Here is a 16885-nt window from a genome sequence, read left to right as displayed (position 1 = left end):
TCGTCGGCCCCTCGTCCGGCGTTAATTTCGCATCAAGAAGGACCACCGGTGCTGGCTTGACGGCATCTCGGCGCCAAGGCCAGTCCTAGTGTGGTTGTCATCATGGCTGTTCACCGGCACTCCACTCGTCGCCCCAAGACGCATGCCCCCGCCTCGCCTCCCGGTTCGGGCTTGTTGGTGTTGGCGGTCGGGGCGCTCGGGGTGGTCTTCGGTGACATCGGCACGAGTCCCCTCTACGCGGTACAGACCGTCTTCGCGCTCGATGGTGGGATCGTCAAACCCACTCCGGGTGACGTCTACGGGGTGATCTCGCTGGTCTTCTGGTCGATTACGGCGATCGTCTCCGGAAAGTACGTCACCCTCATCCTGCGAGCCGACAACGACGGCGAGGGTGGCGTCATGGCCTTGGCGGCTCTCGCGCGTCGAACTGTGCGCCCTGGGGGCAGGCGGTTCGCCCTGGTGATGATTCTCGGCGTTGTGGGCGCATCGTTGTTCTACGGCGACAGCGTCATAACGCCCGCGATCTCGGTGATGTCGGCCATAGAGGGGCTTTCCGTGTCGGCGCCGGGGCTGGGTCACCTCGAGGTTCCGCTGGGGGCCACCATCATCGCCGCCCTCTTCGTGGTGCAGCGCTTCGGCACCAACATCGTCGGGCGGTTCTTCGGGCCCGTGATGATCGTGTGGTTCGCGGTCCTTGCCGTTCTCGGGGTGGCCCAGATCGCTGGCGACCCGAGCATCCTGCAGAGCCTGCTGCCGCACCACGCAGTGCTGTTCGTGCTGGATCATCCCTTGATCGCCTTCATCGCGATGGGCGCCGTGGTGCTGGCCATCACGGGCGCTGAGGCGCTCTACGCCGATATGGGGCACTTCGGTCGAGCGCCCATCCGACGGGCATGGTTCGGCCTGGTCTTTCCGGCCCTGACTCTGAACTACCTGGGTCAGGGAGCGCTCATACTCGATTCGCCGTCGTCCATCTCCAGCCCGTTCTACCTCATGGCGCCGCGTTGGGCGCAGCTGCCGTTGGTGGTCCTCGCGACGGCTGCCACCATCATCGCCTCCCAGGCGGTGATCTCGGGTGCCTACTCCGTCTCGCGGCAGGCGGAGAGACTCGGTTACCTGCCCAAGCTGACGATCCGACACACCTCTCAGCACGAGGGCGGACAGATCTACGCTCCAGCGATCAACTGGACGCTGTGCGCGGGCGTCCTGCTGCTCCTCCTGACGTTCCAGTCATCCACCAAGCTGGCCACGGCCTACGGGCTGGCTGTGACGGGGACGTTCCTCCTCACCACCACGCTGGTTCTGATGTACGCCGAGTCCGCCTGGCACTGGAACCGCACCAAGTTGCTGGCCGTCGGAGTGCCTTTGGGAATCCTGGAGGTGACGTACTTCTCGGCGAACCTCACGAAGGTGGCGCACGGCGGTTGGCTCCCGCTGCTCATTGCCGTCTCCGTGGTCACGATCATGCTCACGTGGCAGCGAGGAAGAGTCCTGGTCACCGAGCGTCGCACCTCCTTGGAGGGCAGGCTGAACCACTTCGTGTGGAACCTCGAGGGACAACAGGTCCGAGTCGTGCCCGGAACGGCGATCTTCCTGCACCCCAACCACGTCACGACGCCGTTGGCTCTGCGTGAGAACGTCGGCTACAACCACGTCATCCACGAGCACGTCTTCATCGTCCGGACCGTCTCCGAGAACGTCCCTCACGTCCTGGGAACGGACCGTTGCACCTGGCAACTCCTCCCAAGCCCTCTGGGCACGATCACCCTGGTCACGCTGCGCTTCGGCTTCCAGGACGAGCAGGATGTCCCGAAGAGCCTCGAGGCCGCCCGGGAAGCAGGCCTGGACATCAACCCCGAACAGGCGAACTACTTCCTGTCGCGGATCACGCTTCAGCGCGGTCGAGAGCCTGGCATGGCAACCTGGCGGAAACGGCTCTTCATCGGGCTGGCTCACAACGCCGCGAACCCGAGCCACTACTTCAGCCTGCCTCAGGACAGGACCGTCGTGATGGGCGCGCAGGTCACCCTGTAACGGCAATCTGCCGTCGGGTGGGGCTGAGGGGAGCCGTCGTCGCTCGTCCCTCGCTCCTCCTCCCCGAATCCCCCATACACATCCAGGGAATGAAAAAGGACCGGACGACAAGCGTGTCCGGTCCAGTTTCATTCGGTGGAGCTGAGGGGATTCGAACCCCTGACCTTCTCATTGCGAAGGCCTCTAGGCTCTCAACGGCAACGGTTTTCGTGCTCTGGCTCGCACGGTTGACCTCGGTTTGGGTGCGCCTGCTGAAGGCTGGGGGCACGCCGGGGGCACACGCGATTGGCCATGGCCGGGGAGAGCCGGCGACCCGATGGCGGAGCAGTGGAGGTCGGCCGTCGAGGCGGTCAAGGTCGCCCTGATCGCGGGATGGTGATGTGGCCGTACACGGAGTGTGCACCGTGACCCGGCTGGGAGCTGCGGCCTTGACGGGCTCGTGAGTGCCGGCCGGATGCTCGGAGTCGGGTCGGCGGCTCGGTGGTGAGGAGTGCCTCGGACTGGTTCCGGGGCACTTCTTGCTGTGGCCGGCCGCCGGCGGTTCCGGCCGCGCCCGGAACGGCCGCCAGGCCGCATGCCCGGCACGGCCGGGGCCGCAGGCCCCGGCCCGCGGCGGAGCCGCGTTTGAGCCAGTAAGGAAAGTCCTCACCGAGTGGACATGCGAGCCGTGCGACCGCTGCTCCCGGCCCGCCCAACAGGGGAGGCTGTCCGTCTCGCTGATCGCTCTCAGTGAGCGCCGGCGAGGTGTCCGGCCAGGCGCTCGTGACGCTCCTGGCTCGCGTCGTTCAGACCGATGATCGCGACCTTCTTACCCTTGGCCTCGTACTTGGTCTGGATGGCGTCGAGAGTCGCGACCGTGGAGGCGTCCCAGATGTGGGACTGCGACATGTCGATGACCACGTTCTTGGGGTCGCCGACGTAGTCGAACTGGGTGACAAGGTCGTTACTGGAGGCGAAGAACAGCTCGCCGACCACGGCATACACGCGGGTGTCCTCATCGGGGTGGGCGACGTCGACGACCTCGGTGAAGTGGGCGACGCGGCGGGCGAACATGACCATCGCGACGAGCACGCCGACCACGACGCCGATGGCCAGGTTGTGGGTGGCGACCACGACGGCGACGGTGGCGAGCATGACGAGGGTCTCGCTCTTGGGCATCCGTTTGAGGGTCGCGGGCTGGATGCTGTGCCAGTCAAAGGTCCCTACAGACACCATGATCATCACCGCGACCAGTGCAGCCATGGGGATGATGCCGACGATGTCGCCGAGCCCGACGACCAGGACGAGCAGGAACACGCCGGCGAGGAAGGTCGAGATCCGGGTCCGGGCGCCGGAGCCCTTCACGTTGATCATGGTCTGGCCGATCATGGCGCACCCGCCCATACCGCCGAAGAAGCCGGTGATGATGTTCGCGGCGCCCTGGCCCCACGCCTCTCGCGACTTATGGGAGTGGGTGTCGGTGACATCGTCGACGAGCTTGGCAGTCATCAGCGACTCCATCAGCCCCACCAGCGCCATGCCGAGGGCGAACGGGCCAATGATGGACAGCGTCTCGAGGGTGAGCGGCACGTGCGGGAAGAACAGACTGGGCAGGCTGTCGGGGAGCTTGCCCTCGTCGCCGACCGTGGGCACCGCGATGGCCGCGGCGACGGTGACCACGGTCAGGCCGACGATGGCGACCAGCGGCGCGGGCACCACGGTGGTGACCCGCGGCAGCAGCACGATCACGGCGACGCCGACGGCGACCAGCGGGTAGACGACCCACGACACCCCGATCAGGTGCGGCAGCTGGGCCATGAAGATCAGGATGGCCAGGGCGTTGACGAAGCCGACCATGACCGAGCGGGGGATGAACCGCATGAGCTTGGCGACCCCGAGGACACCGAGGACGACCTGGATGATGCCGGCGAGGATGACCGTGGCGATGAGGTAGTCCAGGCCGTGTTCGCGCACCACCGGGGCGATGACCAGGGCGACAGCACCGGTGGCGGCGGAGATCATCGCGGGGCGACCGCCGAGGAACGCGATCGAGACCGCCATGGTGAAGGAGGCGAACAAGCCCACGCGGGGGTCGACACCGGCGATGATCGAGAACGAGATGGCCTCGGGGATCAGGGCCAGCGCCACGACGAGGCCACCGAGCACCTCGACCCGCAGGCGCTTCGGCGAACGCAACGCGGCACGGACGGAGGTGACGTCGCGTTCGTGGGCGAACTCGGCTGGGTGGTCCAGCGCAGGGCTGGGCGGGGCAGCAGACACAGGGGTACTCCAGTGGTGTTCGTGATGGGTGGCCGCGATGGCCAGCCCCGGCACCTCGATGTGCAGGGGGCGAAAGCTCTCAGGGTGAAGCCGGTCTAGCCCAGCTCGTGGCGCAGCTGGTCGGCGAACGTCTGGGCGTTGTCGACCTTGTCGCGCAGGGTGGCGAGCTGGTGCTCGACCAGCGACTGGTAGGCCGCCAGCCGCTCGAGCAGGGAAGAGCGGGTCTTGGCCGACAGCCGCGGACTGGCAAGCCGCTCGCGGACCTCGATGAGGTCACGCATCTCCTCAAGGGTGAAGTCCAGCGGCTTCATCCGCTTGATGACCAGCAGCCGTTGCACCGCCTCCTCGCCATAGAGGCGGAACCCTCCTGGGCTGCGCTCGGCCTGCGGCAACAGGCCCACGTCCTCGTAGTGACGAATGGTGCGCAGGCTGAGCCCGGTCCGCTCGGCGACGTCGCCGATCTGCATGCGGTCGCTGCGGGTGGAGTGGCTCATCAGGTACTTCCTGCGTGAGGAGAGGAGGCGGGTGGGCCCGAAGCCGTTCATACTCCCCCTCGCGCTGAACGGCCCTGAACCGCAGAGAACCCTACCCTCACGTTAGGTCAGATATCAAACGATCCTTGGGGCCTGGCGTCAGCGCAGCGATGCCTCCTGCTTGAACTGGCGTGCGACCACGACGTCGGTGGACGAATGCGCGATGATCGAGACCGCGATGGTCAAAGCGATCAGATGGAACAGCACGTTGGCGTCCGCGATGCCGGAGTCGAGCACCAAGAGGCCGTAGACGACAGAGGCGAATCCCTTGGGCCCGAACCACATGACTGCCGCCTGCTCGCGCATCGCCAGCCCTGAGCCGGCCAGCGAGATGAGCAGTGCCAGTGGGCGGACGAGGACCAGCGCGATGACAGCGAAGACCCAGCCGGTCCAGGGTGTCTCCTGGAACAGGAACGCAGGGGTGATCAGGGCGCCGAACACCAGGATGGCGAGCAGCTTGAGCTGTTCGGCGACGAGCTCACCGAGCTGCTCGAACTCGTGACGGAACTCGGGCGCGAAAGAGGCGACGGTGATGCCCGCGGCGAAGGCGGCAAGGAAGAGGTTGCCGCTGGTGGTCAGGCACAGACCCAGCACGAGCAGCCCGATGGCGGCAGGGAGAAGGGGCTGCAGGCTCTTGGTGGCCGCCAGGAACGGCAACCGCTCGAGGGACAGCACCAGCAGCGGCACGACGACACCGATCGCCACGCCCAGGCCCAGCTCCCAGGCAAGCCCCCAGCCGCTGGCGTCGGCCCCACCACTGGCGGCCAGGAGCACGAGCACAATCGGCAGGGCGAGTCCGTCGTTGAGCCCCGACTCCACGTTCAGCAGGTGACGTAGCCGCCCGGGCACCTCCTCGCGCCCGACGATGGCGGCCGCGAACACAGGGTCAGTGGGTGACAGCACGGCGCCGAGCAGGAGGGATGGCAACCAGTCGAGCCCCACGATGTAGTGGGCTGCAACAGCGGTGAGCAGCAACGTGATCGGTAACCCGAGCAACAGCGCCCGCCCGGGCAAGCGCCACGCGCGGCGCAGGTCACGGAAACCGACCTTCATCCCGTCGCTGTAGAGCACGGAGAAAAGCGCCAGCTCAGCCAGCACGGAGACACCCTCGTCGCCGGCCTCGATGTGGAGCACGTTCAGGGCACCCGGCCCCAGAAGGAAGCCGCCGAGCAGGAAGAGCACCGCCGTGGACAGCACGGTGCGGTTCGCCAGCTCGGAGATCAGCACCCCGATGACGAGGAGCACCGCGAAGCACAGGGTGAGCAGTCCCGCATCCACCTGCGCCGCTCCTTCCGCCGGGCACCGGTCAGCGTCCGTGCCGGCTCGGCAAGCATCGTCAGGTAAGCCAAGAGCCGCAACAGTTCGAGAAGGTCGTGGCCCTTGCGCCGCTCGACCACGTCGGCGCTGCCATGAGATCCGGCGCAGTGAGGTCTGCTCCGAGAACCGCCGTCCCGGCCAATGACCTCCACCAGCGTGGCGGGGGACATTCCCGGCGCGGCCCACATCGTGCATCCCCGTACGACGCCTTGTAGTTGTAGGGATATTTCGTCACTTTTGGGTAGGAAGGAGTCATGGTTCCGCAATGGTTGGTCATCATCTCCTGGGTGTCGATCGTGCTCGCATTGGTGTGTGCGACTGACATTGCCACTGACATGTGGTTGCGGAAGTACCGCCAGCCGATGCGGGTCATGGAGGCGGTGTGGCCCGTCACAGCCTTGTACTTCGGACCCTTGGCTTCGTGGGCGTACCGCCGGTTCGGTAGGCCGATGTCGCACCGCTGGCAGCGAGAGCGGGACGCTGACGGGCCACCGGAGAAGCCCAAGTGGGCCACGACCGCAATCGGTGTCAGTCACTGCGGTGCTGGGTGCACCCTCGGCGACATCATCGCGGAGTTCGCCATCTTCGCGGCAGGAGTCACCATCGCTTCCAAGGCTGTCTTCGCCGAGATGATCGGCGGCTACATCGCCGCGGTTCTCCTCGGAGTGGCGTTCCAGTACTTCGCGATCGCCCCCATGCGGGGCCTGGGGCTGCGCAAGGGCCTGGCCGCAGCGGTCAAGGCGGACATCCTGAGCCTGTCGGCGTTTGAAGTAGGGTTGTTCGGCTGGATGCTCCTCATGGCGTTCGTGTTCTTCCCTGGTCCGCACCTGCATCCCAATCAGGTCACGTACTGGTTCCTGATGCAGATCGGGATGGTCATCGGCTTCTTCACCGCGTGGCCGGCGAACGTTTGGCTTATTCGCCGTGGGATCAAGGAGGCGATGTGACCGAGCCATCACGACCGGCCCCGGTTCCTCAGCGCAGGTCGAGCCTGTCGAACGCCCAGAATGCGATACCGCTGAGGACGGCGGCAGTTGCGATGAAGGCGATCAGCGATGACATAGGCAGCCCGTTCTCAACCTGGTTCTGCCCGACCGCCCAGTACAGAGGTGACAGGAGCCGTAGGTGGTGCACCCAGACGACGCTGCCGGACAGGGAGCTGATCACGTACGAGGCGGCTGCGACGGCTGACGAAACGCCGATGGCGGTCCCTCTGCTGTTGGTCAGGCATCCCGTGGCAAGGGCGAGGCAGCCGAAGACCATGGCCGTCAACGCCACCCCGGCAGTGACACCGACCAAGCCCTGCCACGAGGGCCGCAGCTGGTAGAACCGGCCGACCACGTCGGCTGCGAGCGTCGCGACAGCCACAGGCAGGGACAGCACCCCCAGTGCCAGTAGCTTCTGCGCGAGCAACGAGTGCCGGCTGACCGGCAGGGCTGCGAGCAGACCAAGTCGTTCGTCCCCGTTGTCACCGGCGACGGCTGCGGCCCCGTATCCGATGGTCACCAGCAGCGCGAAGAGCGGAACGATGTTGGCGTACAGGTTCGCGTTCAACCATCCCGCCGGAGACGTCAGCGAGCCGGAGACGCCGAACAGGGCTGCCATGGTGGGGTTGCCGCGCATCAGCTGGTCCAGCGACGTATCGTGCTTGAAGGCCGGGTAGAGCAGGACGATGAGCAGGGCGTACGCGCCGATACCGAGCGAGTACGCCCACGAGCCCCGCCGCCTCAGGCGCAGGTCCAGACGAGCGAAGTCAGTACGCATGGATCTCCTCCCCTCGGGGGATGTCCTCGTAGAAAGACCGGAAGATCGCGTCCAGGGAGGCCGGTCGGGCGGTCAGGTCGGCGACGCCCAACGGCTGTACGGCCTGCAGGAGCTCGCCCAGGGGGCCGGTCACCTCCAGCCGCAACTCCGTCGCGTTCGCATCCAGCGCCCGGACCCCTGGGAGGGCCAGGATCCGGGTCGGGTCGACGGGTTCGGCGAAACGCACCTCGACCAGTCGCGGGGCTCTCTGTCGCAGCTGGTCCAAGGTGTCGACGCCCACCAGTCGGCCCCGCCGGATGATCGCGACCCGGTCGACGACGCGGTCGACCTCGTCCAGGTCGTGGGAGGACAGGAAGACCGTCGCGCCGTCGCGGACTCGTTCTCTGACCAGACCTTCGAACTCCTCCTGCAGCAGCGGGTCCAGCCCGGAGCTCGGCTCGTCGAGCACCAGAAGGTCGGGTTGGTGCATGAACGCCAGGATCAGGCCGACCTTCTGCCGGTTCCCCTTGGACAGAGCGCGGATCGGGCGGTCGAGCTCCACGCGCAACCGCTCGACCAGCTGGTCGACCCGTCGAGGTTCGACACCTCCGCGCATAAGGGCCACTCGTCCGATCAGCTCTGCGCCGCTCAGTGAGGGGTACAGGGCCAACTCACCCGGCAGGTAGCCGATGCGCCGGCGCACAGAGACATCGTGGCGAGGGTCAGAGCCGAACACCCGAACCGACCCGGAGGTGGGCAGCAGCAGGCCCACCACCAGCCGAATCGTTGTGGACTTCCCTGCGCCGTTGGGGCCGAGGAATCCCAAGACCTCCCCTGCCTGAACCTCCAAGGACACGCGCTCGATCCCACGTTGTCGACCAAACCTCTTGGTGAGCGCCTCGAGCGCGACCGCTGTCGTAGACGACCGCCGTTGCCCGGCTTCCATCGCCACTCCATCCGTTGCGTCCCTCAATAATTGCACTGCGCAATCGTTTTGGAAAGATGCAGTAACCTGGCCGGGCACATGCAAAGGGCGCAGCTTGCTTGTCAGATCGTCGTGAGCGGCGACGAGTATGGCCGGAGCTTGAGCCTGGGGGTAGACGGGCGGGCCACGTCAGCTCCGAGGAGCAACCGCGGTCACCAGCCCCACATCGTGGCGGCGTCGAGGGCGACTGCCGGCTCGTCCGCAGCAGCGGCAAACGCCGTCAGGGCCTTGACAAGCTGCTTTGCCTCCGGTCGAGGCATGCTCTCGGCGATGGTCCGGATCGCCGACCGTCGTTGTGCCGTTACTTCGTCGACGACCCGCACCCCTCTGTCGGTCAGGTGGATAACCACCTCACGTCGATCCTGGTCGTTCTCTCTTCGGGTCACCAAGTCGGCGGCGATCAGCCGGTCCACGGTTCGCAATGCCGTCGACGGGCTCACCCCCAGGCGCTCGGCAAGCAGGTTCAAGCGCGTCTCGCCGTGCCCGCGCAACACGACCAACACGCGGAACTGTGTCACCGTGACCGACTCGTCGAGGTGGGCGAGAGAGCGCGCGGAGACGCCGACCAGGACCCGAGATGCGGTCAGCAGGGCCGTCACCAGGTCGTCGACGTCGGGCCGATCACCGGGCACGCGCGATTCTCCCCATGTCATCGGCCCCATCGCGGTCGTGTGGCATACCTACGCTCATCGCCTCAATTCTTGCACGATGCAATTCATGATTTCCGACGAGTCCTAGCAACTGCCGAAACCCGCCCGCCGACAGGCGTCTGGTCGAACGCGGGACACGGCTCATCGCTGACCCGCGGCCTTCCCAGCGGGGCGGCTCGGCGGTTGGACGAGTTTGTGTTGATGCGAGCAAGTATTGCAGTATGCAATTCATGGCCAGCTCCTTTCCCGCTTCCGTGCCAGCGACCACCGCAGCGCCTCCAGGGCGTCGGCTGGCGGGCAGGACTGGCACTCGTCTGGGCGCCGCAGCCCGTACGTCGAATGCTGGCTTGCTGGCCCTGTCACTGGCCGTGGGAGGCGCCGCCGCCGCCTTCGCGGTGCTCTTCCGGTGGCTCATTCGAACGTTCACGCTGCTGCTCTCGGGGCATGCGGACTACGCCGGCGCCGCGGGGGCCGCGCACCCGTCACTGCCTTCTCTGGGTCGCTGGTTCGTCATCGGCGCGCCCGTCGTGGCTGGTCTGCTCTACGGCCCCCTCGTGCACTTCTTCGCGCGGGAGGCGCGCGGGCACGGCGTCCCCGAAGTCATGTATGCCGTGTCGCATCGTGGCGGTCGAATCGCCCCGCAGGTTGCCGCCGTGAAGGCCCTGGCGTCGGCGCTGTGCATCGGTGGCGGCGGTTCCGTGGGGCGGGAGGGCCCCATCGTGCAGATCGGCTCCGCACTCGGCTCCACCCTGGGTCGCGCCCTGCGCGTCCCGGAGGTGCGGCTGCGCGTCCTGGTCGCCTGCGGGGCAGCCGCCGGTATCGCGGCGACGTTCAACGCCCCGCTGGCGGGCGTGTTCTTCGCTATGGAGCTGATCCTGGCCGACTTCACCGCCCAGGCGTTCGGCATGGTCGTGCTCTCGTCTGTGGCTGCCAGCGTCATCGGCCGCGCCGTCCTGGGCGACACGCCGTTCCTCAATCTGCCGCCTTTCACCGTGCAGCACCCTTCGGAGTACCTTCTCTTCGCCCTGCTGGGCCTATTGGCCGGCGGTGTGGGAGTCCTGTTCACCAAGGTGCTCTACGCCATCGAGGACCTGTGCGACAGCGTGTGGCGAGGGCCGGAGTGGCTGCGTCCCGCAGCCGGCGGCATCCTCCTGGGCCTGCTTCTGCTCGTGCTCCCCCAGATGTACGGCGTGGGCTACCCCGTACTGGGCGACGCCGTCGACGGCCGCTACACCGTCGCATTCCTCCTGCTGCTCCTGGTGGGCAAGATGGTGGCGACCAGCCTGACGATCGGCATCGGCGGCTCCGGTGGCGTCTTCGCCCCCAGCCTGTTCATCGGCGCCATGCTCGGGGCGGGATTCGGGGAGGCCGCCCACATGCTGGCACCGGCCATCGCGGGTCCGGTCGGCGCCTACGGTCTCATCGGCATGGGGGCGGTGTTCGCCGGCGCCGCGCGCGCACCCATCACCGCCGTGATCATCCTCTTCGAGCTGACCGGCGAGTACACGATCATCCTCCCGCTGATGGCCGCGATCGTGCTCGCTACGGGCATCAGCCACCGGATCTCAGCGGACACCATCTACACATTGAAGCTGCGTCGCCGCGGGGTCTCCCTCGCCCGCCCGGAGACCCTGGTCCCCCACCACGGGCCGGTACATGTCCATGAGGTGATGACCCCGGTGCCGCAACCGGTCTCCGAGGACGCGGCCCTCGCCGACGTCGCCACTGCTCTCGCTGGCAGCCGGTTCGGCATCCTGCCAGTCCTCGCGGAGAGCGGCGACTACCTCGGTGTCGTCACCGCCCGCGGCGTCTCGGCGGCCCTCGCGGACGGAAGGCACGACGCCGCAGCCGCGTCGCTGGCCACCGAGGTGCCCACCGTCATCCGCGGCGGCGACACTCTGGACACAGCCGCTGAAGCACTGTCGCGCGACGACACGAGCGCGCTGCCCGTTGTGGATGAGGACGACACGGTCATCGGGTGGCTCGACTACCGCGCCCTGTTCACCGCCCGACGTGGCGCGGCAGGAGGGGGAGGGACAACCCACCAGTCGGCCGCACCCCAGCAGGCGTGACCGTGGGGCCCCTCGGCAACCTCATGTGGATGCCGCTGCACCCGCCGGTGCTGCGGCGATTGCTGGCCTGGCATCCCCAACCACTCCCCGTACTGCCGGTGCTGTGCCTGCTCGCGTTCGTTGCGTACAGCTGGGGCGTCGTGCACCTCCTCCGGCGCGGCCACACATGGCCCGTCGGGAGGTGGATCAGCTTCACCAGCGGTTTGCTGATCGTCCTGGCGGTCACCGGCACCGCGCTCAACGGGTATGCGATGCGGCTGTTCAGCGTTCACATGGTGCAGCACATGGTCTTGAGCATGCTCGCGCCACTGCTGCTGCTCATGGGGGCCCCGGTCATGCTGTGCCTCCGAGCGACCCCCGCCCAGGGAGCCGGCGCGATCGTCAGGCGTCTGGTCGTGCGGTGCCTGCACAGTCGAGTCCTTGCGGTGATGACAAAGCCTGTTGTCACGTTGCCCCTGTTCATCGCCAGTCTGTACGGGCTCTACTTCACGCCGGTGTTCGACGCTGCCATGCGTACCTGGTGGGGTCACGACCTGATGCTGGTGCACTTCCTCGCAGTGGGGCTCCTGCTGTTCTGGCCCATCATGGCCATCGACCCCAACCCCCGTGCCACGAGTCCGGTCCTGCGGATGCTCGAGCTGTTCGTGGCGATGCCGTTCCACGCCTTCTTCGGCGTCATCGTGATGACCAGCACGACGCTTCTCGTCAGGACGTACAAGACAGCGCCACCGGGTTGGGGTACGACTCCGGTGACCGACCAGCAGCTCGGCGGGGGAATCGCGTGGGCCTTCAGCGAGATCCCCACGTTGCTCGTGGTGGCAGTGCTCTTCGTGCAGTGGGCCCGCGCCAGTGACCGGGAGGCGCGCCGGGCCGACCGAGCCGCGGACCGCGGCGATGAAGCGTTGAACGCCTACAACGACTGGTTGGCCCAACTCGCGCCACAACGCAGCACCCCCATAGGTGAACAGGGCGACCGACGATGACGCATGCCACCGGTAGGCGAGGGCCGGTCGTCCGCGCGCGGCGCGCGAGCGTGGCCCTGGGTCTTTGCGCTGCAGTGCTGCTCTCAGGTTGCAGCAACGCCACCCCTTCCCAGTCGAGGACACCCGCCACGCCAGCCTCCGGCACAGTCCTGGACGAAGCGCTCCCTGACACCATCGCGAACCTGCCGTTGTCCGATCAGCACGGCCGGCACTTCACCCTCGCGTCCCTGCGAGGCAAGACGGTGGTGCTCGGTGACTTCCTGACCCTGTGCCAAGAGGTCTGCCCCCTCACCAGCGTCAACCTCCATGACGTCGCCGCAGCGATCCAACGCGACGGGCGCTCGGGCGACGTCCAAGTGATAGAAGCGACAGTTGACCCCGGCAGGGACACCGTGGCCCGACTCGCCGCATATGAGAAGCTCTTCGGCGCCGCTCGCGACTGGACGCTCGCCACCGGTAGCAGGCAGGGACTCGACGCTCTCTGGACGTTCCTCGGCGTCTACCAGCAGCGGGCCAAGGAAGATGTGACCCCCGCCCCGAGGGACTGGTGGACGGGTGCAGCGCTGACGTACGACGTGCACCACCAGGACGTCGTGTACGTCATCGACCCACGTGGCCATGCTCGATGGGTTGACGACGGCACACCCAACACGTCGGGCAAGAGACCGTCCGGACGGATGTTCCGGTTCCTCAACTCCGAGGGCATGCACAACCTGACGTCCCCCACCGATCCGAGCTGGACGGTTCGCGACGTCGAAGAGGCCGTCACCTACGTTTCGGGGAAGCCCCTCGACTGAGGCGACCCGCGGCGAGGCCACATCACGCCAGGTGAAGGTGCAGTGAGGTCCGACCGGGTCCTGCCGCTGGTCCGCTCGATGGCCGCCGGACGGGAGGCGACGCTGCCCTGTTCGTCACCTCCTCGGGGCACCGGCTGCACTCGACGGCGTTCAAGCGGACCCTCGGCTGGTCGACGCTGGCGGAGGGCCGGCCTGGATGGGGCACGCGTCCATCGCGACAACGAACCTCTACCTGCACCACCTCGGCACCCCCGCGGACCGGGCCGGACTGGCGCGTCTGAACGCTCGGGGGCACGCCGGGGCACACGAAAAGAGGCGGGGTCAGAATGACAAAGGAAGAACCCCGCCCGATCTCGCGCGTTTGCGCTGGTCAGACGGGGTTCCCGTCGGGTGGAGAAAGGACGACGGGGAGGTGACCTCACCCGAAAGCGACGTCCGTCAGTTCTTCGACTTGACGACCCAGGCCTGTGCCTCGTGCAGCGCTGCCCAGGTGGCTTCGCCGATGACTGGGGTGGCTCCGAATACTCGCTCGGGCGGTTCAGCGGTCACCGGAACGGTGCGGGCCAGCAGCGCGGCCATGTCGGAGTCGAGCCCGGACAGGTAAAGGCGACCCCCTGAGGCGCCGATCTGTTCGGCGTAGGTGGCGAGGATCCGGAAGAAGGTCGCGCCGAGCGAGGTCCGGCCGCGCAGGCGGAGGACCACCGCCGGTCTCTGGGCATGCCCGACTTCGGGCAGTCGGGCTTGCAGCGTACGGGCGCCGGCGAAGAGCAGGCTGCCGTAGACGTCGAGGACGGTCACCTGGTCACTGCGCAGAGACTTGGGCGCCGGCTGCTCCTCGAATCGCCCGTCATCTCGTGGTATCAACTCGACGACAGTGAGGTCCATCGCTTCCCGGTTCAGCTGCAGGAGCAGGGAGATCGCAACGCCGACACCGACGGCCACCGCAACGGGAAGGAACAAGGTGGCCACGAACGTGGCGGTCAAAGCGATCTGGGACAGACGCCCAGTGCGCCAGATCGCGGCGAGAACTCCCAGTCGGAGCGACCCCACTGCCGCGAAGATGAGCACCGCGGCCAAGGTGGGCATGGCGACCTTGCCGACGAGTCCGGCGAAGAGCACGAGAATGACCACCATCCAGAGGCCGGACCAGATTGCTGCCCAGCGGGTCCGCGCTCCCACCGAGACATTGAGGGCCGTCTGCCCCACGGATCCGCCTACGGGTTGGCCTGAGAACAGGCCTGAGGCGAGGTTCCCGATCCCCTCGGCAGCGAAGTCCTGATTCATGTTCGAGGGTCGCCCGTCCCCATTCGGCGCAGCCTCGCTCACGCCTGCACCCTGGACCAGGATGATCACCGCGATGGCGCACGCGTTGAGAACGAGGTCGACTGAGATCAGGCTCAGGTCGGGCAGGGACGGCATGGGCAACGACCGCGGGATGTCCCCGCTGTCGGCGACCCGGACGACGGCAGTGGCGCCGGCGAGAGCGACCGCCAAGGTGGGCAGGATGAGCGCGACGAGGGCACTCATGGTGCTCAGGCGTGTCCGGGCCAGGCCGAACAGGATGCCCAGGGCACCGAGACCCGCCAACATCGCCGCCACCTCGATGCTGCTCGGGTGGGTGATGACGTCGAGTGCCTTGGCCAACGAGTTGGCCCCCTCCGGGGAAACCCCTGTCAGGTCGCCCAGCTGGCCACAGATGATGTTGACGGCGACACCGGTCAGGAAGCCGGTCATGACCGAGTGGGAGACGAACCGGGTGTAGCGGCCCAGCTTGAGCAGCCCCGCCCCGACCATCACCAGGCCCGCGAGGAAGGTCAGGAGGAACAGCGCCCCCGGTCGTTGCTCGGCGTCGAACCCTGACACGGCCGAACCTGCCGCGATGGCCGCGGCGGTCGTGGTGGTGATCACCATCAGTCGTGTGCTGGAGGTGAGGCCGCCGGCGACCGGGCCCGCAATGCTCGCGTACAGGCCGTACACGGGGTTCACCCCGATCAGCACCGCGGAGGCCATGCCGTCGGGGACGCTGCTGATTGCGCCCGGCAACCCAGCAACGACGTCCTTGCCGAAGTCCTTTCGATCAGGCTTGATCGAACGGACCCAGCTCCGAAGTCCGTTGAGGAGGGGGTGGCTTCTGCGGGTGTCAGCGGTCTGCTTGGGGTCTGTCATCGCCCACCGATCCGTGGCACTTCTTCCACGTCTTGCCCGACCCACATGTGCAGGGCTCGTTGTGCCCACGGTCCGCGTCGTCGCGGGCGTACACGGCCATCAGCTCTGACGGGGCGCGGCCCTCCCGCAAGAGGTGGGCCATCGCCTCCATCGGCTCGCGGACATGGTGGAAGAACGACAGGTAGCCCGAGCACAGGTAGTGCTGACCGGACTCTCCGTTCGGAGCAGTCGTGAACCGGTCCTTGGGACATCCCCCGTTGCAGGCGAAACGTACGTCGCAGTTGCGGCAGAACTGGGTCAGCGTGTCACGCTTGTCCTGCCCGAACTTCCGCTGCTGCGGCAGGTCGACCAGCTCGAGCATGGTCCGGTCGCCGATGTTGCCCAGCAGGTAGCCCGGCTCGACGAAGTGGTCGCACGAGTACAGGTCACCGTTGTGTTCCAGGGCCAGCTGGGACCCGCAGGTCTCCGCGTGGATACACATGCCTCCGCCCTCGCCATACCAGGAGGCCAACGCGGTGTCGAAGATCTGGACGTACACCGACCCGATGTCGCGGCGGACCCATTCCTCGAACACGTCGATCATGAACCGCCCGTACTGCTCGGGTGAGACTGAGCGGTGGGTCACCAGGGAGCCATCCTGGACGTACAGGGGCCGGCCGTGCACCCCACTCCCCCAGCCCGCGTCCGCGATCTGCAGAGTCTCCGGCGTCGCCCGTTCAATGATCGGGATGAACTGGATGAACGACGCGCCGAGCTCGTCGCGCAGGTAGCGGTAGACCTCGTCGCCGTGATCGTCGTTGCCGGCGTGGATTGTGGTCAGCACGTTCCACTCGACGCCGTGCTTCTTCAGCACGTCGAGCCCCTTCAGCACCCGCTGCGACGTGGGCTTACCGCCCTTGTCGACCCGATACGTGTCGTGCATCGCGGGCGGTCCGTCGATCGAGATCCCGACCAGGAAGTCGTTCTCCTTCAAGAAGGTGCCCCACTCGTCGTCCAGCAGGGTTCCGTTGGTCTGCAGCGTGTTCAGGACCCGCTGACCCGGACGCTTGAACTGCTCCTGCAGTTCCATCGCCCGCCGGAAGAAGCCCAGACCCATCATGGTCGGTTCGCCGCCCTGCCAGGCCATCACGACCTCGGACGCGTCCGGGTGGGCGTCCAGCATCTGCCGGATGTAGGCCTCCTGCAGGTCCTCGGCCATGCGGAACCTGCTGCCGGGATACAGCATCTCCTTGGACAGGAAGAAGCAGTACTCGCAGTCCAGGTTGCACACGGCCCCCGTGGGCTTGACCATCACATGGAAGAGACGTCGTGCCTCAGGCATGGTGGGAGTCGGTCCCGTGGTGGCC

The 16885-nt window shown here is 67.1% G+C and carries 13 protein-coding genes; 5 read left to right on the top strand and 8 right to left on the bottom strand.

Annotation, left to right across the window (positions count from 1 at the left end; genetic code table 11):
• Positions 1-102: 102 nt before the first annotated feature.
• Positions 103-2034: a potassium transporter Kup gene (locus BMW78_RS16175; protein ID WP_091761982.1), complete on the top strand. Its 1932-nt coding sequence runs from the start codon at positions 103-105 to the stop codon at positions 2032-2034.
• Positions 2035-2760: 726 nt separating this feature from the next.
• Here BMW78_RS16175 and BMW78_RS16170 read toward each other — a convergent pair.
• From BMW78_RS16170 to BMW78_RS16160, 3 genes are all read right to left on the bottom strand, one after another.
• Positions 2761-4293 (bottom strand): SulP family inorganic anion transporter, encoded by a 1533-nt coding sequence (locus BMW78_RS16170; RefSeq protein ID WP_218144386.1) that lies wholly within the window; start codon positions 4291-4293, stop codon positions 2761-2763.
• Positions 4294-4388: 95 nt separating this feature from the next.
• The gene (locus tag BMW78_RS16165) at positions 4389-4787 is read right to left on the bottom strand and encodes a MerR family transcriptional regulator (RefSeq protein WP_245735911.1); all 399 of its coding nucleotides are present in this window, start codon (positions 4785-4787) and stop codon (positions 4389-4391) included.
• 138 nt (positions 4788-4925) lie between these two features.
• On the bottom strand, positions 4926-6104 hold the full coding sequence (locus BMW78_RS16160) for a cation:proton antiporter domain-containing protein (protein ID WP_245735910.1): 1179 nt from the start codon (positions 6102-6104) through the stop codon (positions 4926-4928).
• A 293-nt stretch (positions 6105-6397) separates the two neighbouring features.
• Between BMW78_RS16160 and BMW78_RS16155 the strand changes: the two genes are divergently transcribed.
• Complete coding sequence (locus tag BMW78_RS16155) at positions 6398-7090, top strand: DUF4396 domain-containing protein (RefSeq protein ID WP_091761826.1); 693 nt, start codon at positions 6398-6400, stop codon at positions 7088-7090.
• Between the two features lie 28 nt (positions 7091-7118).
• On the opposite strand, the gene BMW78_RS16150 is transcribed toward BMW78_RS16155, so the two are convergent.
• The 3 genes from BMW78_RS16150 to BMW78_RS16140 all read right to left on the bottom strand — a co-directional run bounded on the left by BMW78_RS16150 (position 7119) and on the right by BMW78_RS16140 (position 9503).
• Entirely contained in the window at positions 7119-7907 is a 789-nt protein-coding gene (locus tag BMW78_RS16150; protein WP_091761824.1) for an ABC transporter permease subunit, read from the bottom strand.
• Positions 7897-8832, bottom strand: a complete 936-nt coding sequence (locus BMW78_RS16145; RefSeq protein WP_091761822.1) for an ABC transporter ATP-binding protein — start codon at positions 8830-8832, stop codon at positions 7897-7899. Before BMW78_RS16145 ends, BMW78_RS16150 begins: the two co-directional genes overlap by 11 nt.
• A 191-nt stretch (positions 8833-9023) precedes the next feature.
• On the bottom strand, positions 9024-9503 hold the full coding sequence (locus BMW78_RS16140; RefSeq protein ID WP_218144385.1) for a MarR family winged helix-turn-helix transcriptional regulator: 480 nt from the start codon (positions 9501-9503) through the stop codon (positions 9024-9026).
• Positions 9504-9868: 365 nt separating this feature from the next.
• On the opposite strand from BMW78_RS16140, the gene BMW78_RS16135 reads away from it, so the two are divergent.
• Genes BMW78_RS16135 through BMW78_RS16125 form a run of 3 tightly spaced genes read left to right on the top strand, consistent with a single transcriptional unit; the run spans position 9869 to position 13373 of the window.
• Positions 9869-11593, top strand: coding sequence for a chloride channel protein (locus tag BMW78_RS16135; protein WP_218144384.1), 1725 nt, complete (start codon positions 9869-9871; stop codon positions 11591-11593).
• 29 nt (positions 11594-11622) lie between these two features.
• The gene (locus BMW78_RS16130; protein WP_218144383.1) at positions 11623-12576 is read left to right on the top strand and encodes a cytochrome c oxidase assembly protein; all 954 of its coding nucleotides are present in this window, start codon (positions 11623-11625) and stop codon (positions 12574-12576) included.
• On the top strand, positions 12573-13373 hold the full coding sequence (locus BMW78_RS16125; protein ID WP_091761820.1) for an SCO family protein: 801 nt from the start codon (positions 12573-12575) through the stop codon (positions 13371-13373). Before BMW78_RS16130 ends, BMW78_RS16125 begins: the two co-directional genes overlap by 4 nt.
• Before the next feature lie 438 nt (positions 13374-13811).
• Here the strand turns inward: BMW78_RS16125 and BMW78_RS16120 are convergent, their stop codons facing one another.
• Complete coding sequence (locus BMW78_RS16120; protein WP_091761818.1) at positions 13812-15539, bottom strand: SulP family inorganic anion transporter; 1728 nt, start codon at positions 15537-15539, stop codon at positions 13812-13814.
• On the bottom strand, positions 15514-16860 hold the full coding sequence (locus BMW78_RS16115) for an anaerobic sulfatase maturase (RefSeq protein WP_091761970.1): 1347 nt from the start codon (positions 16858-16860) through the stop codon (positions 15514-15516). Before BMW78_RS16115 ends, BMW78_RS16120 begins: the two co-directional genes overlap by 26 nt.
• Positions 16861-16885: the final 25 nt, after the last annotated feature.

Source organism: Pedococcus cremeus (genome assembly GCF_900111375.1).
GTDB lineage: Bacteria > Actinomycetota > Actinomycetes > Actinomycetales > Dermatophilaceae > Pedococcus_A > Pedococcus_A cremeus.
This window is presented reverse-complemented; position numbering and strand designations above follow the sequence as displayed.